Origin of the sequence: Lacrimispora sp. BS-2 (assembly GCF_040207125.1) — a bacterium.
Classification (GTDB): Bacteria; Bacillota; Clostridia; order Lachnospirales; family Lachnospiraceae; genus Lacrimispora.
The window spans coordinates 1794867-1816593 of record NZ_CP157940.1 but is presented as its reverse complement, the minus strand read 5'-3'; the positions used below and the strand labels follow the sequence as shown (position 1 = coordinate 1816593).

The following is a 21727-nucleotide window of genomic DNA, read 5'->3' as shown; positions in this document are numbered from 1 at the left end:
TGCTCCTTATTTGTCTTCGTCAGGATTGGCGGTATTTTGCTGTATAAATTCACGGGGAGAAAGCCCGGTGACTTTTTTAAAAACTTTACTGAAATAAAAGGCGCTTTCAAAGCCCAGCCGGTCGGCAGCTTCATAGATTTTCATATCCTGTTCCAATAGGAGGGCTTTGGCCCTGTTGATTTTTGCCTGGGCAATGTATTCAGAAAAACCCATCGGGCAGTTTTTCTTAAACAGGATGCTTAAATAATTGGGGCTTAAGCCGAATACACCTGCCACCTCGTTTAAGGTCAGCTTTTCCGATATGTGGTTGTTGATGTATTTTTGCACATTGGTTATGACATGAGCTTTGTAGGTTTTCCGTTTTGACTTCAGTACCTTACAAAGGCCGTCACGGAAAATTGTCATCCATTCGGCGATCTGCTCTACATTGGTAAAACGGTAAATGGAGCGGTAACCGTCGCTGTAGGAAGAAAAAATCTCTGCCATATTCTCCTCCCCGTCTGGAAGAAGGGAAAGAGCCAGGTAAAGGATGTTGCAGGCTCCGTCTGCTGCCTGGGAAAAACGCAGGGGATGGGCTTCCTGGTAGGATTCGCTTATTTTTAAAGGCTGGCTGACCGGAGTTCCGACTCCTGTAAGAATCGTTACATTAAAATAGTTCCGGATCATATCTGCAGCGTTTTGTAATGCATCAAAAACAGCTTCTTCCCGATAGTCCTCTAATTCAGGGAGATGAAATACCACTGCAAAGTGCTTCATATCCAGACTTACCACATAGGCGGGAAGATGCCTGCCGATAATTTCCTTTGCCATTTGCAGAGCACTGTTATAAAGGTTCATGAGTTTGCCATAATCCATATCCCTGCCGGCTTCCTCCCGGATCTGGCAAAGAGCGGTAAAATAACAGGCTTCCGTAAAATCCAGCCTTAAATCTCTGGTCTGCAGCTCAAACTGTTCCTCGCTGTCAAAGAGGTTATGCAAGAGCCGCATAAAGAATTTTTCGTAATAGCTCTGCAGTAAAGGGCGCCCTGAATTCTTGTATTCCATGGAGACCTGAAGGCTCTCTAAGCGGGAGAGGGCCTTTTTAACTGCCTCCTCCAGGGCCTTTGCATTTAATTCCACAGACTGAATCTGGTTTTTCCTTAAAAAGGACTGGAAAATCGAGAAACAGACCGTTGTGGCAAGAATGGTGATGAGCAGGGTAATTGTCGTGAGAACCATGATTTTATCCCGTATGGTTTTTGGGATGAGTTTGTTCTACATGATAAAATAAGATCCCTTCTTTCACTGGATAGCCTGTGATAATGGTTTTAATATTTACAAAGGTATCCCATTTCATATAAAATGTCAATGAAAAACCGGCTGGTTTTTATATACAAACAGTCAATTTGTATACAAAAGAAAAATATTGCTGTTTATCATAAAAAAGTGCATGTTTTAACAAAAAGTAAAGAAGTGTGAATAAAAAGTGAATATTATGAAAGATAAATTCCATTTTTAAAGCCCCGGTCAGGCGTTATAATTTAATCGTGTAAATCACAGGAATATCATAAATGCAGGCGGCAGACGGCAGGAGTTTAAAAACTCTACGGTCTGCCGCTTTTTTTAATGAACGGGAAATACAAGTTGTTGATAAAAATAATCAGGAAATCTCATACCTTTTCCATGATATTGTATTATAATAGAATTGAACCGGCAGAAAGCAGAATGAGTTGCAGAAAGTGTAGATAAAGCCGGGAAGATTGAAAGAACAAATCTTTCAATCTTGAGTTTGTGAACAGCGCGCCCTGCTTCATCGGGCGTCAACTGGCTGTACAGGCATATCTTTAAGATTCATTTATATGCAAAATAAAGAAAAAGAATAGAGGAGGATACAGGATGTCTACTGCAATTATTTGCGTAATTTTAATTGTTATTTGCTACTTTGGATTAAAAAGCACCATAAAGAGAACAAAATATGGCTGTTGCGGAAGCGGCGGCAGTGAAATGAAGAAAATTAAAGCTGCTGATAAAAATATTTCCCATTATCCTTATACGCGGATCATGGAGGTAGAGGGAATGACCTGCGGCAATTGCAAACAGAGAGTGGAGAATGAGTTTAATAGCCGGGAAGGATTATATGCTTCCGTGGATTTAAAGAGAAAACTGGCAGTCATACATATGAAAGAGCAGATGCCGGAGGATGAACTGAAAGAGATGGTGAGAAAAGCAGGATACACTCCCGGGAAGATCAAGTAAAGAGTTGATTAAAGAAAGCGGCGGACAAAGATGGTTTTATTGCAAATCCATTATTGTCTGCTGCTTTTTTATTTTCCAAATATTTTAAAAGAATGGATTGTTTTTCCTTTTCATACATGGTAAGTTGATAACAGATAGGAGGGGATCTGATGATAAAAGTTACATTTTATGATTCCGTAGAGAATCATTTACTGGATTTTGCAGTTATTGTTTCCCGTTACCGGAATAAATGGATATTTTGTAAGCACAAGGACCGGAACACCCTTGAATTTCCGGGAGGACACCGGGAAAAAGAGGAGGATATCGCAGCCGCCGCAAACAGGGAACTATATGAGGAGACAGGAGCAGCAGAATATACCCTGAAGCAGGTCAGCGGGTATTCGGTTCGGAATTTTGATGAGAACGGGGAGCATTCAATAGAGTTATCCTCTTTAATGGCCGGGAAGAAAAGGCGCTAAGACAGGGAGAATGAAGTTAAAAAAAGGAGAAAAAAATGATTATTAATTTTGAAGGAATAGAGGAAACCATACTCCCCCACTTTAATGGCGGAGAAAAGGAATTTAAGGCAAAAATGTTTGCAGATAAAAGCAATAAGATTCTCTACGGAAAACTGGAGCCAGGCGCATCCATAGGAATGCATACCCACGACACAAGCAGTGAAATCATATATTTCCTACAGGGATCAGGAAAAATGCTTTTTGACGGCGGAGAGGAAGCCATACAGGCAGGAATGTGTCACTATTGTCCCAAAGGATATGCTCACAGCCTGGTCAATGATAGTAAGGCTGATTTGATTTTCTTTGCAGTTGTTCCTCAACAGTGACATACTGTTGTCATATTTGGGATGGTATAATTCCAAAGAAAAGGAGGAGCTATGAAGCTTCAATGTCCTTTGCTGGTAGTAACAGACTTGGAAAAATCAAAAACATTCTATAAAGAGGTTTTGGGGTTAAATGTGACCATGGATTTAGGAGCTAATGTTACCCTGACTGGGGGCATAGCCCTGCAGACGATTTCCGGACAGTGGACTGACTATGGAAGAAACAGCAAAGCGAATGGACGTACCGGTAACCTATGTACAGAAAACATGTTAAAAGAGGGGATTTTATGCTGGAAAATATACCATCACAAGAAAAAATGACTTCCCTGATGGGGGAGACTTTATCTGAGTTATGGAAAAGCCTTTGTGAAAGAATTGAAGAGAAATATGATATGGAATGCCAGTGGAATAACGGCGGAAAAGCATGGAAATACGAGTATAAATACCGCAGAGGCGGAAAAACTCTTTGCGCGTTGTATGCGAAAGAGAACTGCTTTGGATTCATGGTGATTATGGGAAAAGGGGAACGGGAACTCTTTGAGCGGGAACGGCAGAATTATTCCCCGGAGGTCAGGAAAGTATACGATGAATCAACAACCTACCACGATGGAAAATGGATGATGTTTCATATCAAGGATCAATCCTTATTTGATGATATGATCCAGCTATTAAAGATAAAGAGAAGGCCCAATAAAAAGTAATTAAAACGATTCGGAGGAAGCATATGAGGTATCATTGGATTGATGAATACTTGAAATCAATGAATGGTGTATCCAGTGATTTCAAGGAGGAATGGAATTGGACCAGGTATCTTCTTGGTGATAAGATGTTTGCGGCGGTGTGCAAGGATGACCAGGGCAGGGATTCTTTGATCACACTAAAGCTGGAGCCGGTAGAAGGACAGTTTTTAAGGCAGCAGTATGAAGATATTATCCCCGGCTACTATATGAATAAGGTTCACTGGAATTCCATAAAAGCAGATGGAAACGTTCCTGATGATCTGCTGAAGGATTTACTGGAAAAATCATATCGTCTGGTATTAGCCGGGCTGCCGAAGAAGAAACAAAAAGAATTGGTGGGAGAGTAGATATTTCTATAGGATTCCCCAGTGAACAAAGTGTGGAATACAGGTGGAACATTTGAAATATTTTGGAGAAGGCTTAAGCGGTGTGCATAAAGCTTTAAGTAAAATAATACGTAAGAAAGATGAAATCAAGCAGGCAAAAACTCTTTTTTTAGACCTGCACAGGGAGCTTCACCTTTCAGAAGTGTCGGAAGGGGAAGAAAATGAAGTGGACAGACTTCTTGGAGATCGAAAGGCAGATGAGTACGCCATCATGCCAACTGGAAAGGATGAAACCATGGCATTAGTTTTATAGCATATTGCCAGGATCAAAGATCTGGCAATGGGGGGCCTGGTGGGATGAGTGACGGCTCTAATCAGGAGCCGCTTCTATAAATTTTAGACCGCAGTCTGGCTGAACTGCGGTTTTTTTTATTGAAAATACCTTAAAGAAATCTTATGCTGAAAAAACTAAAATGTGAAAAAGATATCAAATTATCAAATAAAATTAACTCGGATTGGGATAGAAAAAAATTCAACAACACTGATAAATTGAATCCTGTTTGAAAATATAGGTTCCTAAATGAATTTATTTAATAAGCAAAAATATCAAATAATGTTAAAAAATAGACATTATAAGATAATTAATTATCAATAATGTTAAAATAATATTTAAATTGACAGATTAAAATCCGAGGTTATAATGGTTACATAAATAAAGATATTGGAACCAAAGAAAATAAAAGGAGAGGAGTTAAAATTATGCAGAACGTAGAGCTTCAAAAGAAATATCAGTTATTCATAGGTGGACAGTGGAAGGATGCTTCCGATGGAAAAACATTTCCAAGTATCTGTCCGGCCGATGGGAGGATGCTGACTGAGTGCGCCGAGGCAACAAAGGAGGATGTGGATGAGGCGGTCCGGGAAGCATGGAAGGCTTTTGAGACCTGGAAGCATGTATCGGTAAACCAGAGAGCTGTCATTCTGAATAAGATTGCGGATATCATAGATGCAAATATGGAATATCTTGCCATGGTTGAAACCCTGGACAACGGGAAACCCATAAGGGAAACAATGGCGGTCGATATACCTCTGGCAGCTCAGCATTTCCGCTATTTTGCAGGCTGCATTCTTGGGGAAGAGGGCAGTGCCAATATGCTGGGAGAAAATACCCTGAGTCTGATCCTCAAAGAGCCTATCGGCGTGGTTGGGCAAATCGTTCCCTGGAATTTTCCCTTCCTGATGGCGGCCTGGAAGCTGGCACCGGTACTGGCAAGCGGCTGTTGTTCCGTCTTTAAGACTTCCAGCACCACTTCTCTCAGCGTTCTGGAACTGGCAAGGCTGATCCAGGATGTGATCCCGGCAGGGGTGTTCAATGTTATTACCGGAGCAGGTTCCAAGTCCGGGCAGTATATTCTGGAACACGAAGGTTTCCGGAAGCTGGCATTTACCGGCTCAACGGAAGTAGGAAAGAACGTGGCCCTTGCAGCAGCGGAAAAGCTGATTCCGGCTACTTTAGAGCTGGGCGGCAAATCAGCCAATATTTTCTTTGAGGACTGTAATTGGGAGATGGCCATGGATGGTTTACAGCTGGGTATTCTCTTTAACCAGGGCCAGGTGTGCTGTGCGGGTTCCAGGGTCTTTGTGCAGGAAAGCATTTACGACAAGTTTGTGGAAGAAGCGGTTAAACGGTTTAACCAGGTAAAGGTGGGCCTTCCGTGGGATGAAAACACCCAGATGGGAAGTCAGATCAGCAAAGGGCATATGAAGGACATTTTAAGCTACATAGAGATAGGAAAATCGGAAGGAGCTGCTGTACTTTGTGGCGGAGAGCAGATTCTGGAGGACGGACTGGAAAACGGAGCTTTTTTAAGACCTACACTCCTTGGCAATGTGACAAACGACATGAGGGTGGCACAGGAAGAGATCTTTGGACCTGTGGCATGTATTATTAAGTTTAAGACAGAGGATGAGGTTGTGGACATGGCCAATGACAGCCAGTACGGACTGGGCGGAGCAGTGTGGACCAGGGACATCAATCGGGCAATACGGGTTGCCAGAGCGGTGGAGACCGGTCGTATGTGGGTCAATACCTATAATTCTATTCCTGAGGGAGCTCCTTTTGGCGGATACAAGACCTCGGGAATCGGCCGTGAGACACATAAGGTCATTCTGGAACACTACACCCAGACAAAGAATATCTTGATTAATTTAAGTGAATCTCCTTCAGGTTTTTATCCGGTCAAATAGATAGAATGCAGGCAGAAAGCAGTTTTGGAGTACATAGTTCCAAAGCTGCTTTTTGCATGGGAAAAAGGTTAACCGGATCGAAGAAATGTAATAGATAAAGAAAAGTGATATATTGCTTGACAAAATAAAAAATTGGCAGTATTCTAGTAATTGTACAATAAATACCAATAATTCTAAGAAAAGGAGGCAGAAACTATGAAACGTAACTATAGCGCAATTAGAATGAATAAAGCAGGAAAGTTATTTTATATTAATTCAGTCTGCCTCAGTGAAGATAGAATCTCGTGATCATAGGTGTCATGGGATGAGTAACGGCTCTAATCAGGAGCTGCTTCCATGAGTTTTTTCCGCAGTCTGGATGGACTGCGGTTATTTTTTTGCAATTTACCGGAAAAGACCGCACTATGCAGTTTTTTTCGGTTTTTTTTACATAAAAGGGCTGATAACCCATTCATGCTTGCAGTAAGTAAAGGAGGAAAAGTATGAAAAATCTATGGAAGTATGGAAAGAAGTACAGTTTCTTGTATGTTTTGGCGATTGTGGCCATGGTCGTCAGCATCCTTTTGGATGCAATGGCTCCCCAGATCACAAAACATATAATTGATGATGTCATTGTGGGGGGACAGATGCAGATTCTCATGAGGCTGCTTTTAGGGCTTCTGGGAATTGGACTTGGAAGAGCGGTACTTCAGTATACAAAGGAATTTATTTTTGACTATGCTGCATCCGGGATCGGCTGCAGTTTAAGGAAGGATTTATTTAACCATATCCAGACCCTGTCCATGGGGTATTTTGACAACCACAACACAGGGGAATTAATGGCAAGGATCAAGGATGATGCGGAACGTATCTGGAACGCCTTTGGATTTGTGGGAATGCTGGTTTTGGAATGTTCTATTCATACGGTCATCGTTATTGTCTGCATGTACCGTTTAAGCCCCAGTCTTACCCTGATTCCGCTGGTGATTCTCCCCCTGATCGCCTGGTATGCGGTCAAAATGGAAAACGGCCTGGGAGATGTTTACGATAAGATCAGTGAGCAGACCGCTGAATTAAACACGGTGGCACAGGAGAATCTGGCAGGAGTCCGTACCGTGAAGGCCTTTGCAAGAGAAGATTATGAAATTGAGAAATTCAAGAAGCACAACAAGCAGTATTATAATCTAAATATGCAGCAGGCCAAACTGATCGTCCGTTACCAGCCAAACATATCCTTTTTGTCAAAGGTGCTGTTAATGTCAGTCATTGTCATAGGGGGTATTTTGGTCATTAACGATAAGATGACCATTGGAGATCTGGGCGCATTTTCCGAGTACGCTAATAATATTATCTGGCCAATGGAAATGGTGGGCTGGCTCAGCAACGATATTGCAGCCGCTGTGGCCTCCAATAAGAAGATCAAAAAGATCATGGAAGAGCAGCCGGTCATCTGCAATCCCGAAAACCCGGTCCTGCCGGAAACTATCCAGGGAGAACTGGCCTTTCACCATGTGGACTTTGAACTGGACGGGAAGAGCATTTTAAGCGACATTGATTTTACTTTAACAAAGGGAAAGACCCTTGGCATCATGGGCGTGACCGGTTCCGGCAAAAGCTCCATTGTCAATTTGATCGAGCGTTTTTATGACGTAACAAAAGGAGAGATCCTTTTAGACGGGATTAATGTAAAGGATCTTCCTCTGGCATTCCTAAGGGGTCAGGTATCGGTGGTCATGCAGGACGTATTCCTGTTTTCAGACAGCATTACGGAAAACATTAAGACAGGAAATAAGGATGCAACAGAATGGGAAAGTGTGCAGCAGGCCTCCATCTCGGCAGGAGCCCACGGCTTTATCCAGAAGCTTTCAGAACAGTATGATACGGTAATCGGGGAGCGGGGAGTCGGGCTTTCCGGAGGTCAGAAGCAGAGGATCAGCATAGCCAGGGCTATTGCAAAAGAAACACCTCTTTTAATTCTTGATGATTCCACCTCGGCTCTTGATATGGAGACGGAAAAGGAGATTGAGGCCCATCTTACAGAATTAAAGGACAGTTCAAAAGTCATTATCGCCCACCGCATTTCAGCGGTGCGCCGTGCCGATGAGATCCTGATCCTGGATGAAGGACGGATCGTGGAACGGGGGACCCATGAGGAGCTTATGGAAATGCGGGGGCAATATTATAAAACCTATCAGGTACAGTATGGAGAGGAGGAGATGAAATGGCAGTCAATTCAAGCAGAATAGATGAGGATCAGAAAGAAGTATTCAAAAAGGATACCCTGCTTCGCCTGTACCGGTATCTCCTGGATTATAAAAAGCAGATCGTCATCGTTCTTTTTATCATGGCCGGAACTATAGCCATCAGCATGTCGGCACCTCTTATGATGGAATATGCCATCAATTCATGCGTGGCTAAAAAGAATATGGCAGGTCTTTTATGGCTGGGGGCTGGTGCAATGGTGCTGTTTCTTTTATTCCTTGCCGGAACCAAGATGCGTATGCGCATTATGGCGGATGTGTCCAACCGGGTGCTTTTGAATATCCGGGAAGAGCTTTATAAGCATATTCAGACCCTTGGCTTTGGTTTTTTCGACAGCCGGCCTACGGGAAAGGTGCTTGCAAGGATTATTGGAGATGTGAATTCCTTAAAGGATGTACTGTCAGACAGTGTGACCCAGCTGATACCGGACCTTCTCACAGTCGTTTGTGTGGCGGTCATCATGCTGGTAAAGAATTACCGCCTGGCAATGGCGGCACTGCTGACTCTTCCCATATTGGCAGTGGGCATGTTCCTGATTGAAACCACGGTTCATAAAAGGTGGCAGATCTACCGTAAAAAAACATCAAATTTAAATGCTTATGTTCATGAAGATTTATCCGGCATCCGGATCATACAGAGCTTTGCAGCGGAACCGGAGACAAAAGAGGTATTTCATGATCTGGTAAACCAGCATTACAAATCCTTCATGGATGCGGTCATAGTGGCGGACGGCTTTGGCCCGCTGGTAGAAATAACCTGGGGCCTGGGCGGTTTCCTGTTGTATTTCATAGGAATCCGGATCGTTGGAGTGGAGAAAATCGGAATCGGTACCTTACTCGCGTTCTCGACCTATATCGCCATGTTCTGGAGTCCTATCCGGAATCTGGCTAACTTTTACAATAAACTGACCACTAACATTTCCGCTGCAGAACGTATTTTTGATATTATTGACACGGAAGCAGAAATAACGGATCAGGAGGGCGCTGTGCCCTTACCAGAGATTAAAGGTGAGGTGGTCTTTGAGCACGTATCCTTTGCTTATGGGGATGAGCCGGACCGGCTGATTCTTGATGATGTGAATTTTTCTGTTAAGCCAGGGGAAACCATTGCACTGGTAGGCCCAACAGGCGCAGGAAAGACTACCATTGTAAACCTGATCAGCCGTTTTTATGAAACAACCGATGGAAAAATTTTTATTGACGGTCATGAAATCAAAGAAGTGACCTTAAAAAGCTTAAGAAGCCAGATGGGAATCATGACCCAGGATAATTTCCTGTTTTCCGGAACCATACGGGATAACATCAAATACGGGCGTCTGGAAGCGTCTGATGAGGAAGTAATGGAGGCGGCCAAAGCAGTCAATGCCCATGAATTCATTATGAAGCTGGAAAATGGATACGATACGGTGATCAGCGAGAGAGGGGCAGGCCTGTCCATCGGACAGAGGCAGCTTCTGGCTTTTGCAAGAACCATGGTGTCAATGCCCGGGATTTTGATTCTTGATGAGGCCACCTCCAGCATTGATACCCATACTGAGCTTCTGGTACAGAAAGGAATCGACGCCCTTTTAAAGGGCAGAACATCCTTTGTCATTGCCCACCGCCTTTCTACGATCCGCAAGGCCGACCGCATTTTTGTCATTGACCAGGGGAATATCATGGAGTCAGGAAGCCATGAGGAATTGATGGAATTAAAAGGCGCCTACTATAAACTACACCAGAGCCAGTTTTCCTAGGTGCGTCTGAAAAATGCTCTTCCCAAGATGGGCGTATACTTTGTGGGCGATTTGTTTCAAATGAAGGGAGAAGTAGTGGACTATGCAAACTGAATTTGGGGCAAATATACCCCAAAGTGGGGCCTGCAGGTTGAGTAAAGAGCGTTCAGATATGCCATAGTTTGGAAAAAGGATTGACCGGATTGTGGAAATGCAATAGAATAGAAGGCGAGGTGAGATAAGATGACAGAAGGAGCATTGGTTTTAGAAGGAGGTTCTTTAAGGGGCGTATTTACGGCCGGGGTTTTGGATGTATTCATGGAACAGGGGATTGAGATGTCCTATGTAAACGGAGTATCAGCCGGTTCTATGTGCGGCATGAGCTATGTAAGCAAACAGATCGGCCGTACCATTAAAGTGGATTTGGACTATGTCAATGATAAACGGTTTTTAAGCTTTCGGAATATGGTGAAAAGCCGCTCCATTTTTAATTTTGATTTCCTGTTCGGGGAATTGTGTGATACGCTGGTTCCCTTTGATTATGATACCTTTTGGAAGTCCCAGCAGACCTTTGAGGTGGTTGCCACCCGCTGCAAGACAGGAAAACCGGAATACTTTGAAAAGAGTTCCTGTGATGATTTTATTGACGCTATAAAGGCTTCCAGCAGCCTTCCCATTATGTCCAGCATGATTCCTATAAAAGGGAAAAAGTATTTGGATGGGGGCTGTGCCTTGCCTATTGCATATCAGAGAGCCATTGATCTGGGATATGGAAAGATCGTTGTGGTACTTACCAGGGAGCACGGGTATCGGAAACCTCAGCTTGATAAGTGGACGAAAAGAGGATATGAACGATATTTTGCTCCGCTGCCTGAGTTTTTGAAAGCCTTGTTAGAGGTCCCGGACCGGTATAACCGGATGCAGGAGGAGATTGACCGGTTGGAAGAAGAAGGGAAGATCTATGTCATCCGTCCTGATAAGCATGTTACGGTCCAGAGAACTGAAAAAGATAAGCGAAAGCTGGAGGCCCTTTACGAGGAAGGGCGGCGTCTGGCGGAAGAACATATGGGGAAGTTGAAAGAGTATTTGGAGATTAAAGAGTAAGGAAATGTCCGGAAAGGAAAGTACGGTATAATTTATGAGTATTTATGATACATTAAATCCAATGCAAAAGGAAGCGGTACTCCATACGGAGGGACCGCTTCTTGTGCTGGCAGGAGCGGGGTCTGGTAAGACCAGAGTTTTAACGCACCGTATTGCTTATTTAATAGAGGAGAAGAATATCAATCCATGGAATATCCTGGCCATCACTTTTACCAATAAAGCGGCGGGTGAGATGCGGGAGCGTGTAGACCGTCTGGTGGGCTTTGGTGCGGACAGCATCTGGGTTTCCACCTTTCATTCATCCTGTGTGCGCATTCTCAGGAGGCACATTGAAAGCCTTGGCTATTCGACGAATTTTACAATATATGATTCCGATGACCAGAAAACTCTGATGCGCCATGTGTTAAAGGGCCTTGATATGGATCCGAAGATTTATAAGGATCGGGCCATGCTGGGATTTATTTCCACGGCAAAAAATGAGCTTGTGACGGCCCAGGAATTTGAACTGAATGCCGGCGGTGATTTCAGGCAGAAAAAAGTGGCGCTGATTTATAAAGAATACCAGAACCAGTTAAAAAAGAACAATGCCCTGGACTTTGATGATTTGATCATGAAAACCGTGCAGCTGTTCCAGAATAATCCGGAAATCCTGGATTATTACCAGGAACGTTTTAAATACATCATGGTGGATGAGTACCAGGATACCAATACGGCCCAGTTTAAGCTTATAAGCCTGCTGGCAGGTAAATACAGGAATCTTTGTGTCGTAGGAGATGATGACCAGTCCATCTATAAATTCCGCGGTGCTAACATTGAAAATATCTTAAACTTCGAAAAAGCTTATCCAGGGGCCAGGGTGATTAAGCTGGAACAGAACTACCGCTCCAGCCAGAGCATTTTAAATGCAGCCAATGAGGTGATCCGCCATAACCGGGGACGAAAGGACAAAACCCTGTGGACCGCCAATGAGGAAGGCCCTCTGGTACAGTTTAAGCAATTTGAAAACGCTCCGGAAGAGGCGGATGCCATTGTCCGGGACATTTTAAACAGCTCTTCTGATTACCAGGACTGCGCCGTTCTTTACAGAACTAATGCCCAGTCCCGTCTGATTGAAGAAAAATGCCTTCAACACAATGTTCCATACCGTATGGTGGGAGGCGTGAATTTCTATCAGAGAAAAGAAATCAAGGACGTTTTGGCCTATTTAAAGACCATTTCCAACGGACAGGATGATTTATCCTCTTTAAGGATTATCAATGTGCCAAAGCGGGGAATTGGAGCCACCAGCCTGGGACGAGTGCAGGCCTTTGCTTCTGAACATGGGTTTTCTATTTATAGTGCCTTTTGCCGGGCAAAGGCTGTGCCTGGACTTGGAAAAACGGCGGACAAGGTCCTTAAGTTTACGGAGCTGATCGAGGATTTCCGGAAAAGGCTTGAAGAAGAGACGTATTCTATCCATGAACTGATTGAAGACCTTCTGGATGAAACCGGCTACTTAAAGGAATTAGAGTCAGAGGGTGAAATTGAGTACCAGACACGACTGGAAAATATAGAAGAGCTTATTAATAAAGCGGTCAGCTTTGAAGGGGAGCACGAGCACCCTAACTTAAATGAATTTCTGGAAGAGGTCGCTTTGGTGGCTGATGTAGACCGGATGGATGATTCAGAAAACAGAGTGACTCTTATGACCCTGCACAGCGCCAAGGGACTTGAGTTTCCAAGAGTGTATTTAAGCGGCATGGAAGACGGGCTGTTCCCAAGCATGATGTCCATTTCCTCAGATGATAAAGAAGATGTGGAAGAAGAGCGCCGGCTTTGCTATGTGGGAATTACAAGAGCCCAGAATTTCCTGATGATGACGGCGGCAAGGCAGCGTATGGTCAATGGAGAAACCAGATATTCCAAGGTAAGCCGTTTCATAGATGAAATTCCTGGCGGGCTTTTGGATTCAAGTAAGCTGGAACCAAGGATGTCTTCTGGCCGTACGGTTGATTACGATGACAGCAGTCTGCCATGGGGAAAAGCAAAATCAGCTGGACGGCAGGCAGGTGTCAGCAGCTTTGGTCCTGGGAACAATGCATATGCATCAAAAACCGCAGCCCCTGCGTCAACACCTGGCTTTGGCAAAGCATTTACCGTAGAAAAGGCAGCTTCTTTAAACTATAAAAAAGGGGACCGGGTCAGCCATGTGAAGTTTGGGGAAGGCGAGGTATTGGAGATCAAGGATGGAGGCAGGGATTTTGAAGTCACCGTCCGTTTTGATCAGGCAGGCATCAAAAAAATGTTTGCTTCCTTTGCAAAGCTGAAACTTGTACGAGTTTGATGTAAAATACATAATTTATTAAAAAAAAGCAAAAATGATAGTAAAAGAATCAATATAATGGTATAATAACTGCAACAGGCAGAGAGACTAAAACCTAGCCGGAAGATTTAAAGGAATTGCCTTACAGGCATACCTTTACACCCAATAAAGCGGGGTGGGCTCTGCCCTGAAAAAATGGGCATAAAAAAAGCAGGGCTCTCAGAAAGGACGTGGAGATATGAACAGATTTGATGCAATGAGTAAAGAAGCCATGAGTAAGCTGGAAGATCTTATGAGTTCAAGCAGAGTGAATGAATTGCTTCATAGAAGGGAACAGGAAGAAAAGAAGAAAAACTGTATCCTCTGGATACTGGCTATCATAGGTGCAGTGGCAGCGGTGGCAGGAATTGCCTATACCGTATACCGTTTCTTCACACCGGACTATTTAGAAGATTTCGAAGACGATTTTGATGATGATTTCGATGACGATTTCTTTGAAGACGACAAACCGGGCGAAGGTTCTGAAGAGTAAGATCGGCATTATAAAGAGAGAGCGTGCCTCAGACAGTGAGACACGCTTTTTTGCTCGAATGGAATGGCGTTTACCAGATGCAGGAATGGAATGCAAACATTCCTGCGCCTGGCTTATTGCTTGCAGAAATAAAGATAGAAGAGGAGCACGTATAGTGAAAAAGGGTGAGATATACGAAGGTAGGATTGGAAGATTTGATTTTCCTGATAAAGGAATTATTGAACTCCCGGAAGGGAAAATCACAGTAAAGCATGCACTTCCCGGCCAGAAGGTCCGGGTTATGATAAATAAAAAAAGAGGGGGACGCTGTGAGGGGCGGATTCTTGAAGTATTGGAGCATTCAAGCCTGGAATCGGCAGAGAATCCCTGCCCTCATTTTGGCAGCTGCGGAGGCTGTGTTTATCAGACAATTCCCTACGAGGAGCAGCTTAAGATCAAAGAGCAGCAGGTAAAGGATCTTATAGACGGAGTCTGTGAGGATTATGAATTTGAAGGGATACGGCCAAGCCCTGTGGAAGCGGAATACCGGAATAAAATGGAATTTTCCTTTGGGGATGAATACAAGGATGGTCCCCTGGCTTTGGGAATGCATAAGAGGGGAAGTTTTTATGACGTGGTGACGACTACGGAATGCAGGATTGTTAATCCGGACTTCTGTAATATCCTAAAGGCAGTAAAGGCGTATTTCGAACAATTAGGAACCGGTTTTTATAAGAAGATGCAGCATACGGGATATCTGCGTCATCTTTTGGTACGCCGGGCTGTGAATACTGGTGAGATTTTGGTGGCTCTGGTTACTACAACACAGGAAGAAGTGGACTTGAAGCCGCTTACGGATTTGCTGTTGGGGCTTTCTTTAAATGGAAAGATTGTGGGAATTCTTCATATTTTAAATGACAGTCTTGCAGATGTGGTTAAGAGTGACAGGACTGAGATTTTATATGGGCAGGATTATTTTTATGAGGAGCTTTTAGGGCTGAAATTTAAGATTTCTCCGTTTTCTTTTTTCCAGACGAATTCCCTTGGAGCGGAAGTCCTGTATGAGACGGTCAGAGGATATGTGGGAGAGACAAAGGATAAGGTAGTGTTCGATTTATACAGCGGAACAGGTACGATTGCTCAGATTATTGCTCCGGTTGCCAAAAAGGTTGTGGGCGTGGAAATTGTGAAAGAAGCGGTGGAAGCGGCAAGGGAGAATGCAAGACTGAATGGTCTTGAGAATTGTGAATTTATTGACGGGGATGTACTTAAGATTATTGATGAATTGGTGGATAAGCCGGATTTGATTATTTTGGATCCGCCTAGAGATGGGATTCATCCTAAGGCGTTGGGGAAGATCATTGATTTTGGCGTGGACAGGTTGGTGTATGTTTCCTGTAAGCCTACCAGTTTGGTAAGGGATTTGGTTACTCTTCAGGAGAGAGGGTATCGGGTGGAGAAGGTTTGTTGTGTGGATATGTTTCCTTCGACGGCGAATGTGGAAATCGTTTGTCTGCTTTCAAGAAAATCTTGATTTTATGCGGTGTTGAGGGAATATCAAGTAAAAAATGAACCTGTGTTATTATATAGGCAAAGATAAATTTATATTTTCTTTCATGGGGATGGGGTAATGCCAGATTGTTAAAAGTACTGCTTTTGCCAAAACGTATAGGGGTTTCGCTGAAATGTACATATAAATTAGCGAAATCCTTATTTAAAGATAAAAACATTTAACCAGATAGATTACTTTTTTGGCAGAGGGCACTTGATATTGGTATACCTTTGGTATAAAATAAAAGTACTTTTAATCACGCATATTCTTATCGAGGATTCTCTCAATATTTCCAAAAACAATAATATTTACAATTAGAAAATTAATATAGAAATACGAAAGGGGTAATTTGATTTATGGGTTATAGCTTTTTAGATTTAGCAAAAGATGTATTAGAACACGAAAACATACCGCTGTCAGTTGAGGAGATGTGGGAAGCGGCGGGCAGATATGGCTTATTGGAGAAACTTTCTTCCTCCGGCAAGACCCCTATCCGTACCTTGTCAGCCAGAATCTATGTAGATATCAAGAATAACCAGGATACGATATTTGAACAGGTAAGTAAACGCCCGGCAAAGTTCTTCCTGAAAGGTCAAACGGCAGGATTACAGGAGTATGAGGACAGGCAGGAACGGACAGCAAAGAGACTTAAATTTGCAGAACGGGACTTACACATCCTGCTTTCCAGTTTTGTAAATTCTGATGAACATTTTAAATGCTCGACAAAAACCATTTACCATGAAGTCTCTAAGCGTGAAAAGAGCGGTAAGAACAAATGGCTGCACCCGGATCTTGTAGGGGTACATTTCCCTTTTGAATCTTATACACCAAATACTCTTAAGCTATTTGATATTTTAAAAGTAAATCCTTATAAGCTGTATTCCTTTGAAATGAAAATCAACGTGAATCTTGCCAACCTCCGGGAGTATTATTTCCAGGCGGTATCCAATTCCAGTTGGGCGCACGAAGGCTATCTAGTAGCACTACATATTACGGAGAATCCCGAATTAATGGATGAAATGCGCCGTTTAAACAATGCATTTGGGATTGGAGTAATCCGGTTAGATGCGGAGCATTTCATGCAAAGTGAAATCCTGTTCTCAGCAAAAGAAAAGGAATCCCTTGACTGGGATACCATTAACCGTTTGGTCGACAGCAATCCAGACTTTAAGAAGTTCCTGGATGACTTAATGGAAGATATTAAAGTAGGAAAGATTAAGAGTAAATATGATGAAACCTACACCGAAGAAGAGCAGATGTGCCAGTATGCTTTAAAATGCGGAATCCTGTCTTGAATCTCTGCCAGTAACAATTCTAATTCAAGTCCTATATCCCCACTGTCAGCTTAATATTTAGCAGGCAGCAGGGGATTTTTTAATCTGACGTTGTCTATCAAATTCAAAATACCAATACCAACAAAAATTTTTTGTCAATTAACAAGTTGACGAATAGATGTTTGTATTCATGGCAATGCTTACCATATAAAATTCTTTATAGGGAGAAAGGCAATGAATACAGACCATAGATTAAGATTTGGAAAATACGTAGAGACACTTAGAAAAAGCAAAGGAAAATCTCTACGGGAAACGGCGAAAGCCATAAAAGTATCGCCACAGTTCTACAGCGAGGTGGAGAAAGGGAGAAGCAGCACCTTTACCTCAGAAAGGCTGAAATCACTGGCATATTTTTTAATGCTGGACGATGAGCAAACCCATACACTTTATGATATGGCAGCAGAATCTCGGTCATCTAATGATATTACAACACCCCAGGACTGTGCAGATTATATGCTCTGCAATTCCTATGTGATAGAAGCATTGCGGTTGTCGATGGAAACTGGTGCAGGGGAAAAAGAGTGGCAGGTTCTGCTGAATGAATTAAAGGCAAGGAAAGGGTGAACCGATTATGTACCAAGCAAAGTTAAGGAAAAAAAGAAATGGTGTTCCCATCATGTGTAATGGAGAGATCGATGCTCATGCAGAAGAATTTTTAAAAGACTACAATCCTTCCGTATTAAAGATCCCACAGCCGGTAAACATGGAAGAATTTGCAGAATTTTATCTGGACTTGACCTTGGATTATACGTACCTTTCCCATTGCGGGTTGATTTTAGGCAGGATGGTATTCCAGGAGACAGAAAGGGTCCCTATTTATCTTCCAGAAGAAAAATGTGCAGATTATCTGTATGCAAAGAGAGGTACCATGCTCATCGACAATACAGTGTTGGAAGACTGGAAGGAGTACCGGCTCCGCTCCACGATAGGACATGAATGCGGGCACTGGGTATTTCATTCGGACTTTTATGCATATGCCAAAAGCAGAAATAGCCAGAAAAAAATAACAGCATCAGGAATCGTAGGATGTAAAAAGACAGATATTGAGGGTGGATTGGAGATAGTCGGGAAGAAAAGGCTGGTTACTGATATAGACTGGCTGGAACATCATGCGAAATATTTCAGTGCCGCTATATTGATGCCGAAAACACCGTTTATCAATGCAGTATCAGACTTGACTGCCACCCTTTATTTTAATGAATCAGATTTAGCAGAGAAACTTTCAGGGATATTTCAGGTATCACCCATTTCTGCCAGTATCCGGTTATCACAGTTGGGATTCACCCAATATGCAGGCAAGAACGCAAATACTCATGATGAAAGACAGCTTAACATATTCCGGCAGATGCCAGGCACTCTGTGAAAGACAGAGTGCTGATTTTAAAGGGAGCGTGTCAGGTACATAGTTGGCATTTTTATACGGCTTATTTTTTTGTACCATATGTCAACTAACTCATTGACAGGAAAGGAGCTATACCAGGATGAAGGAGAAAATGAACTGCCCTATATGCCGGAAGCGGGCATTTGATATATGCTCATCTGCAAAAGGGGATATATGGGTAGAACTGAAGTGTCCCCATTGCAGGAATATCATACAGGTTCGTTACAGGATTTGCAGTATTCAGAAAGAGAAAATGAAAGAAGAATTCGTAACATATTAAAAGAAATCTACCGAGCAAAGGGTCCGCATAAGCGCGACACCAAATAGCCGGAGTAAAGCGGAATACCAGCTTACTCCGGCTATTTTTTTTGCCTGTTTTTCTATATCTGCTGCTACCGCTTTACTCACGGGTAAAGAAAGGAGCAGCATGAGAATCAGTTATGAGTTTATAACCGGAGAGAAGTTTGAAATAGAAGTGGATGACAATATTGGTGAAGTTATCATCGAAATGGAGAAAATGCAGTCCAGGAGGAACCGTGCCGAAACGAGACGGCATAATTCTCTGGAATTCATGCAGGAAAACCGTGATGGGTATTGTCCAATGCAGTTTGCTGACAATAGGGCGGATGTAGAACAAATCATCATTCATTCGGATGAGAAAGAAAGGCTGCACCGGGCCATTCAGAAACTGAATAGTAAGGATTCCATAATCGTTCAGAAATATTATTTTGAGGATATGACCATGGTAGAAATCGGAAAAGAATTAGGCATTACAGCAATGGCCGTATCCAAGAGACTGAAAAAAATCCCGGATAAGATAAAAAAACTGTTGGATTAGTTTAAAAGATCACTTTCCCGTGGCTATAAGATAGAGGCTTTGAAAATGTCTCAAAAGGAAAGGAGGTTTTTAGCCATGAGGATAGTGCGGATTATTGTAAGTGGAGAGGATTGTTCAAGAATTATGGTAACGAATGAGAAAACCAAAAAGGGATTCCTGTCGTTTCTTTCAGAAAAAAAGAAGTCATCAGCCATGTGCGGAAAGGATAGCAGGAAAAGATGAAAAAGATTTTTATATGCAGCCCCTTTCGTGGAGATTTAAAAGGGAACAGTGAAAAAGCTGCAAGGTACTGTAGAAAGGCATATGAGGAAGGTTGTCTCCCGATTGCCCCGCATCTTATGTTTCCTCAATTTCTGAATGAGGGTAGTCTCAAAGAGCGAACGGATGGGATTTCCATGGGAATGAAACTGATGCAGGAGTGTGATGAAGTCTGGGTATATGGAAAGACAACGGAGGGCATGGCGCAGGAAGTGAAGTTTGCCGTAGAGCATGGGATCCCGGTCTGGTTCAAAGAGACACAGGAAGGAGGAATGCCGGATGAAGCTGGTAATGGTTGTAACAAAGATAACAGGTAATGAGGAAAATGACCGGGCCAGGGCTTTGGAATATTGCCGTTTTGCCGCCCATAAGGGAGTCCTGCCCATCAGCTCTTATCTGAATTTCCATAACATTTTCATGGATGAACTTGGATCCGCGGTGGAACAATTGCTGACTTTAAGGCTGGCAAAACAGGTGGACGAGATATGGGTATTTGGAAATGAAAAAGAGGAAGAAAAACGCAGTCTGATAGAGAAAGCCTGCCTGGAATATGGCAGTCGGGCGAAATACTTTGATGCAAGAGAAATCGGAGAGGAATTATTGCTGTGTACCATGTTCTCTGAGGAAATAATGGAACGATTGGAAGAAATGGAGGAATGTTAGATGAGCAGTGAATTATTGAAGATGGCAGAAGGATTCTCCATGGTAGCAGAGAGTCTTCGGATGCTTGCCGGGCAGACAGAGATGGCAAATCCATGTACAGATAGAGCAGAGAATACAATGCAGGAGAAGCAGGCAAATACTGCAAAAACAGATACCAAAGAAAAGAAAGTGACCGTAGAGCAGATCCGGGCAGTATTGGCGGAGAAATCCCAGGACGGAAAGACAGCACAGATTAAAGAACTTCTGAAAAAATATGGTGCTGTGAAGCTGTCTGCCGTGGAAGAGAAAAATTTTTCGGCACTGCTTGCCGATGCGGAGAAATTGTAATGGGACAGCATGCTTTGCTATCCGCATCTTCTTCCAGACGATGGCTGAACTGTACTCCGTCTGCAAGGCTGGAGCAACAGTTCCCAGAGGACGGAGGAAGTATTTATGCGGAAGAAGGAACCGCCGCCCATGCTCTGGCGGAGCATAAGCTGAAACGTCTGCTTAAGAAACGTTCCAGGCGTCCGGTATCTGATTATGACTGTGATGAGATGGAAGACTGTACAGATGAATATGTTTCCTTTGCCATGGAACAGATTGAGAAGGCGAAACAGTCCTGCAAGGCCCCCGTCATTCTTATTGAACAGCATCTGGACTTTTCCCGGTATGTACCAGAAGGGTTTGGTACTGGGGATTTAGTGATTGTGGCGGACGGAACCTTGTTCATCATTGATTTAAAGTATGGAAAAGGCATTGCCGTGGAAGCGGAGGAAAATCCCCAGATGATGCTGTATGCGTTGGGGGCATTGGAGCTATTCGATGCCATTTATGATATTGAAAGAGTCAGCCTTACTATTCATCAGCCCCGTTTGGAATCTGTCAGTACCTGGGAGATTACGGTGGCTGGTTTGAAAAAATGGGCAGAAGAATACCTGATTCCAAGAGCAGCACTGGCAAAGGAAGGACAGGGCGAATTTGTCTCCGGTTCCTGGTGCAGGTTTTGCAAAGCAAGGAATCAGTGCAGGGCCAGGGCGGAGAACTTCCTGGAACTGGCGCAAATGGAATTTCGCCAGCCACCCCTGCTAACCGATGAAGAAATTGCAGAAGTACTGAAAAAAGCAGATGAGCTTGCCAAATGGGCGGCAGATATCTATGCCTATGCCCAGGATGAGGCAATCACCCATGGAAAACACTGGAATGGGTTCAAGCTGGTGGAGGGCAGGAGCAACCGGAAGTACAGCAGTGATGAGGAAGCAGCGGAAGCTGCAAAGGCAGCCGGGTATACAGATATTTATAAACAGGCACTCATTGGTATTACGGAGATGGAAAAGCTGATGGGGAAAAAGAAGTTTGTCCAGATACTTGGAAAATTTGTGTATAAGCCACAGGGCAAGCTTACACTGGCACCGGAGTCGGACAAAAGACAGCCGGTGGAAACAGCAGCCGCAGAAGCGGATTTTAAGGAGGAGTAAACCA

The 21727-nt window shown here is 43.3% G+C and carries 26 protein-coding genes; 24 read left to right on the top strand and 2 right to left on the bottom strand.

Features of this window, described 5'->3' with window-relative positions; genetic code table 11:
- Nucleotides 1–6: 6 nt before the first annotated feature.
- The gene (locus tag ABFV83_RS08625) at nt 7–1218 is read right to left on the bottom strand and encodes a helix-turn-helix domain-containing protein (protein WP_349948474.1); all 1212 of its coding nucleotides are present in this window, start codon (nt 1216–1218) and stop codon (nt 7–9) included.
- Nucleotides 1219–1875: 657 nt separating this feature from the next.
- On the opposite strand from ABFV83_RS08625, the gene ABFV83_RS08620 reads away from it, so the two are divergent.
- The 10 genes from ABFV83_RS08620 to ABFV83_RS08575 all read left to right on the top strand — a co-directional run bounded on the left by ABFV83_RS08620 (nt 1876) and on the right by ABFV83_RS08575 (nt 10344).
- Nucleotides 1876–2235, top strand: a complete 360-nt coding sequence (locus ABFV83_RS08620; protein WP_349948473.1) for a heavy metal-associated domain-containing protein — start codon at nt 1876–1878, stop codon at nt 2233–2235.
- 149 nt (nt 2236–2384) lie between these two features.
- Nucleotides 2385–2693 carry an NUDIX domain-containing protein gene (locus ABFV83_RS08615; protein WP_349948472.1) on the top strand — a complete coding sequence of 103 codons (309 nt, stop codon included), beginning with the start codon at nt 2385–2387 and terminating at the stop codon, nt 2691–2693.
- 35 nt (nt 2694–2728) lie between these two features.
- The gene (locus ABFV83_RS08610) at nt 2729–3058 is read left to right on the top strand and encodes a cupin domain-containing protein (protein ID WP_349948471.1); all 330 of its coding nucleotides are present in this window, start codon (nt 2729–2731) and stop codon (nt 3056–3058) included.
- A gap of 51 nt (nt 3059–3109) precedes the next feature.
- Nucleotides 3110–3376, top strand: coding sequence for a VOC family protein (locus tag ABFV83_RS08605; protein WP_349948470.1), 267 nt, complete (start codon nt 3110–3112; stop codon nt 3374–3376).
- Complete coding sequence (locus ABFV83_RS08600) at nt 3343–3756, top strand: DUF3788 domain-containing protein (protein WP_349948469.1); 414 nt, start codon at nt 3343–3345, stop codon at nt 3754–3756. Before ABFV83_RS08605 ends, ABFV83_RS08600 begins: the two co-directional genes overlap by 34 nt.
- A 23-nt stretch (nt 3757–3779) precedes the next feature.
- On the top strand, nt 3780–4142 hold the full coding sequence (locus ABFV83_RS08595; protein ID WP_349948468.1) for an MmcQ/YjbR family DNA-binding protein: 363 nt from the start codon (nt 3780–3782) through the stop codon (nt 4140–4142).
- Between the two features lie 52 nt (nt 4143–4194).
- The gene (locus ABFV83_RS08590) at nt 4195–4434 is read left to right on the top strand and encodes a hypothetical protein (protein WP_349948467.1); all 240 of its coding nucleotides are present in this window, start codon (nt 4195–4197) and stop codon (nt 4432–4434) included.
- A gap of 446 nt (nt 4435–4880) precedes the next feature.
- On the top strand, nt 4881–6368 hold the full coding sequence (locus ABFV83_RS08585) for an aldehyde dehydrogenase family protein (protein ID WP_349948466.1): 1488 nt from the start codon (nt 4881–4883) through the stop codon (nt 6366–6368).
- 482 nt (nt 6369–6850) lie between these two features.
- On the top strand, nt 6851–8593 hold the full coding sequence (locus tag ABFV83_RS08580; protein WP_349948465.1) for an ABC transporter ATP-binding protein: 1743 nt from the start codon (nt 6851–6853) through the stop codon (nt 8591–8593).
- The gene (locus ABFV83_RS08575; RefSeq protein ID WP_349948464.1) at nt 8569–10344 is read left to right on the top strand and encodes an ABC transporter ATP-binding protein; all 1776 of its coding nucleotides are present in this window, start codon (nt 8569–8571) and stop codon (nt 10342–10344) included. Before ABFV83_RS08580 ends, ABFV83_RS08575 begins: the two co-directional genes overlap by 25 nt.
- On the opposite strand, the gene ABFV83_RS08570 is transcribed toward ABFV83_RS08575, so the two are convergent.
- Complete coding sequence (locus tag ABFV83_RS08570) at nt 10321–10428, bottom strand: hypothetical protein (RefSeq protein WP_349948895.1); 108 nt, start codon at nt 10426–10428, stop codon at nt 10321–10323. The genes ABFV83_RS08575 and ABFV83_RS08570 overlap by 24 nt on opposite strands.
- A gap of 138 nt (nt 10429–10566) precedes the next feature.
- Here ABFV83_RS08570 and ABFV83_RS08565 point away from each other — a divergent pair, with 138 nt between their 5' ends.
- From ABFV83_RS08565 to ABFV83_RS08500, 14 genes are all read left to right on the top strand, one after another.
- Nucleotides 10567–11427, top strand: coding sequence for a patatin family protein (locus tag ABFV83_RS08565; RefSeq protein ID WP_349948463.1), 861 nt, complete (start codon nt 10567–10569; stop codon nt 11425–11427).
- Nucleotides 11428–11461: 34 nt separating this feature from the next.
- A complete protein-coding gene (pcrA, locus tag ABFV83_RS08560) occupies nt 11462–13750 on the top strand; it encodes a DNA helicase PcrA (RefSeq protein WP_349948462.1) in 2289 nt (762 codons plus the stop codon).
- A 217-nt stretch (nt 13751–13967) separates the two neighbouring features.
- Nucleotides 13968–14261 (top strand): hypothetical protein, encoded by a 294-nt coding sequence (locus ABFV83_RS08555; RefSeq protein WP_054791834.1) that lies wholly within the window; start codon nt 13968–13970, stop codon nt 14259–14261.
- Between the two features lie 154 nt (nt 14262–14415).
- Complete coding sequence (gene rlmD / locus ABFV83_RS08550; RefSeq protein WP_349948461.1) at nt 14416–15774, top strand: 23S rRNA (uracil(1939)-C(5))-methyltransferase RlmD; 1359 nt, start codon at nt 14416–14418, stop codon at nt 15772–15774.
- A gap of 374 nt (nt 15775–16148) precedes the next feature.
- Nucleotides 16149–17087: an HTH domain-containing protein gene (locus tag ABFV83_RS08545; RefSeq protein WP_349948460.1), complete on the top strand. Its 939-nt coding sequence runs from the start codon at nt 16149–16151 to the stop codon at nt 17085–17087.
- A gap of 213 nt (nt 17088–17300) precedes the next feature.
- Nucleotides 17301–17690 carry a helix-turn-helix transcriptional regulator gene (locus ABFV83_RS08540; RefSeq protein ID WP_143321006.1) on the top strand — a complete coding sequence of 130 codons (390 nt, stop codon included), beginning with the start codon at nt 17301–17303 and terminating at the stop codon, nt 17688–17690.
- Nucleotides 17691–17697: 7 nt separating this feature from the next.
- Nucleotides 17698–18489, top strand: a complete 792-nt coding sequence (locus ABFV83_RS08535) for a hypothetical protein (protein WP_349948459.1) — start codon at nt 17698–17700, stop codon at nt 18487–18489.
- A 118-nt stretch (nt 18490–18607) separates the two neighbouring features.
- Complete coding sequence (locus ABFV83_RS08530; protein ID WP_349948458.1) at nt 18608–18787, top strand: hypothetical protein; 180 nt, start codon at nt 18608–18610, stop codon at nt 18785–18787.
- 147 nt (nt 18788–18934) lie between these two features.
- Nucleotides 18935–19345 (top strand): sigma-70 family RNA polymerase sigma factor, encoded by a 411-nt coding sequence (locus tag ABFV83_RS08525; protein ID WP_349948457.1) that lies wholly within the window; start codon nt 18935–18937, stop codon nt 19343–19345.
- Nucleotides 19346–19420: 75 nt separating this feature from the next.
- Nucleotides 19421–19567 carry a hypothetical protein gene (locus ABFV83_RS08520; RefSeq protein WP_349948456.1) on the top strand — a complete coding sequence of 49 codons (147 nt, stop codon included), beginning with the start codon at nt 19421–19423 and terminating at the stop codon, nt 19565–19567.
- On the top strand, nt 19564–19920 hold the full coding sequence (locus tag ABFV83_RS08515; protein ID WP_349948455.1) for a DUF4406 domain-containing protein: 357 nt from the start codon (nt 19564–19566) through the stop codon (nt 19918–19920). Before ABFV83_RS08520 ends, ABFV83_RS08515 begins: the two co-directional genes overlap by 4 nt.
- Nucleotides 19883–20266, top strand: coding sequence for a hypothetical protein (locus tag ABFV83_RS08510; protein WP_349948454.1), 384 nt, complete (start codon nt 19883–19885; stop codon nt 20264–20266). The genes ABFV83_RS08515 and ABFV83_RS08510 overlap by 38 nt, the downstream gene beginning before the upstream one ends.
- On the top strand, nt 20267–20593 hold the full coding sequence (locus ABFV83_RS08505; RefSeq protein ID WP_349948453.1) for a hypothetical protein: 327 nt from the start codon (nt 20267–20269) through the stop codon (nt 20591–20593).
- On the top strand, nt 20593–21723 hold the full coding sequence (locus ABFV83_RS08500) for a DUF2800 domain-containing protein (protein ID WP_349948452.1): 1131 nt from the start codon (nt 20593–20595) through the stop codon (nt 21721–21723). Before ABFV83_RS08505 ends, ABFV83_RS08500 begins: the two co-directional genes overlap by 1 nt.
- Nucleotides 21724–21727: the final 4 nt, after the last annotated feature.

Bases quoted from the DNA above. Each gene is read 5' to 3' on its own strand.
- ABFV83_RS08580 (WP_349948465.1), top strand. From the start codon at position 6,851: ATGAAAAATCTATGGAAGTATGGAAAGAAGTACAGTTTCTTGTATGTT.
- ABFV83_RS08600 (WP_349948469.1), top strand. From the start codon at position 3,343: ATGCTGGAAAATATACCATCACAAGAAAAAATGACTTCCCTGATGGGG.
- ABFV83_RS08510 (WP_349948454.1), top strand. From the start codon at position 19,883: ATGAAGCTGGTAATGGTTGTAACAAAGATAACAGGTAATGAGGAAAAT.
- ABFV83_RS08620 (WP_349948473.1), top strand. From the start codon at position 1,876: ATGTCTACTGCAATTATTTGCGTAATTTTAATTGTTATTTGCTACTTT.
- ABFV83_RS08520 (WP_349948456.1), top strand. From the start codon at position 19,421: ATGAGGATAGTGCGGATTATTGTAAGTGGAGAGGATTGTTCAAGAATT.
- ABFV83_RS08610 (WP_349948471.1), top strand. From the start codon at position 2,729: ATGATTATTAATTTTGAAGGAATAGAGGAAACCATACTCCCCCACTTT.
- ABFV83_RS08530 (WP_349948458.1), top strand. From the start codon at position 18,608: ATGAAGGAGAAAATGAACTGCCCTATATGCCGGAAGCGGGCATTTGAT.
- ABFV83_RS08500 (WP_349948452.1), top strand. From the start codon at position 20,593: ATGGGACAGCATGCTTTGCTATCCGCATCTTCTTCCAGACGATGGCTG.
- ABFV83_RS08585 (WP_349948466.1), top strand. From the start codon at position 4,881: ATGCAGAACGTAGAGCTTCAAAAGAAATATCAGTTATTCATAGGTGGA.
- ABFV83_RS08575 (WP_349948464.1), top strand. From the start codon at position 8,569: ATGGCAGTCAATTCAAGCAGAATAGATGAGGATCAGAAAGAAGTATTC.
- ABFV83_RS08525 (WP_349948457.1), top strand. From the start codon at position 18,935: ATGAGAATCAGTTATGAGTTTATAACCGGAGAGAAGTTTGAAATAGAA.
- ABFV83_RS08615 (WP_349948472.1), top strand. From the start codon at position 2,385: ATGATAAAAGTTACATTTTATGATTCCGTAGAGAATCATTTACTGGAT.
- ABFV83_RS08625 (WP_349948474.1), bottom strand. From the start codon at position 1,218: ATGGTTCTCACGACAATTACCCTGCTCATCACCATTCTTGCCACAACG.
- ABFV83_RS08605 (WP_349948470.1), top strand. From the start codon at position 3,110: ATGAAGCTTCAATGTCCTTTGCTGGTAGTAACAGACTTGGAAAAATCA.
- ABFV83_RS08555 (WP_054791834.1), top strand. From the start codon at position 13,968: ATGAACAGATTTGATGCAATGAGTAAAGAAGCCATGAGTAAGCTGGAA.
- ABFV83_RS08535 (WP_349948459.1), top strand. From the start codon at position 17,698: ATGTACCAAGCAAAGTTAAGGAAAAAAAGAAATGGTGTTCCCATCATG.
- pcrA (WP_349948462.1), top strand. From the start codon at position 11,462: ATGAGTATTTATGATACATTAAATCCAATGCAAAAGGAAGCGGTACTC.
- ABFV83_RS08595 (WP_349948468.1), top strand. From the start codon at position 3,780: ATGAGGTATCATTGGATTGATGAATACTTGAAATCAATGAATGGTGTA.
- ABFV83_RS08565 (WP_349948463.1), top strand. From the start codon at position 10,567: ATGACAGAAGGAGCATTGGTTTTAGAAGGAGGTTCTTTAAGGGGCGTA.
- ABFV83_RS08515 (WP_349948455.1), top strand. From the start codon at position 19,564: ATGAAAAAGATTTTTATATGCAGCCCCTTTCGTGGAGATTTAAAAGGG.
- ABFV83_RS08540 (WP_143321006.1), top strand. From the start codon at position 17,301: ATGAATACAGACCATAGATTAAGATTTGGAAAATACGTAGAGACACTT.
- ABFV83_RS08545 (WP_349948460.1), top strand. From the start codon at position 16,149: ATGGGTTATAGCTTTTTAGATTTAGCAAAAGATGTATTAGAACACGAA.
- ABFV83_RS08505 (WP_349948453.1), top strand. From the start codon at position 20,267: ATGAGCAGTGAATTATTGAAGATGGCAGAAGGATTCTCCATGGTAGCA.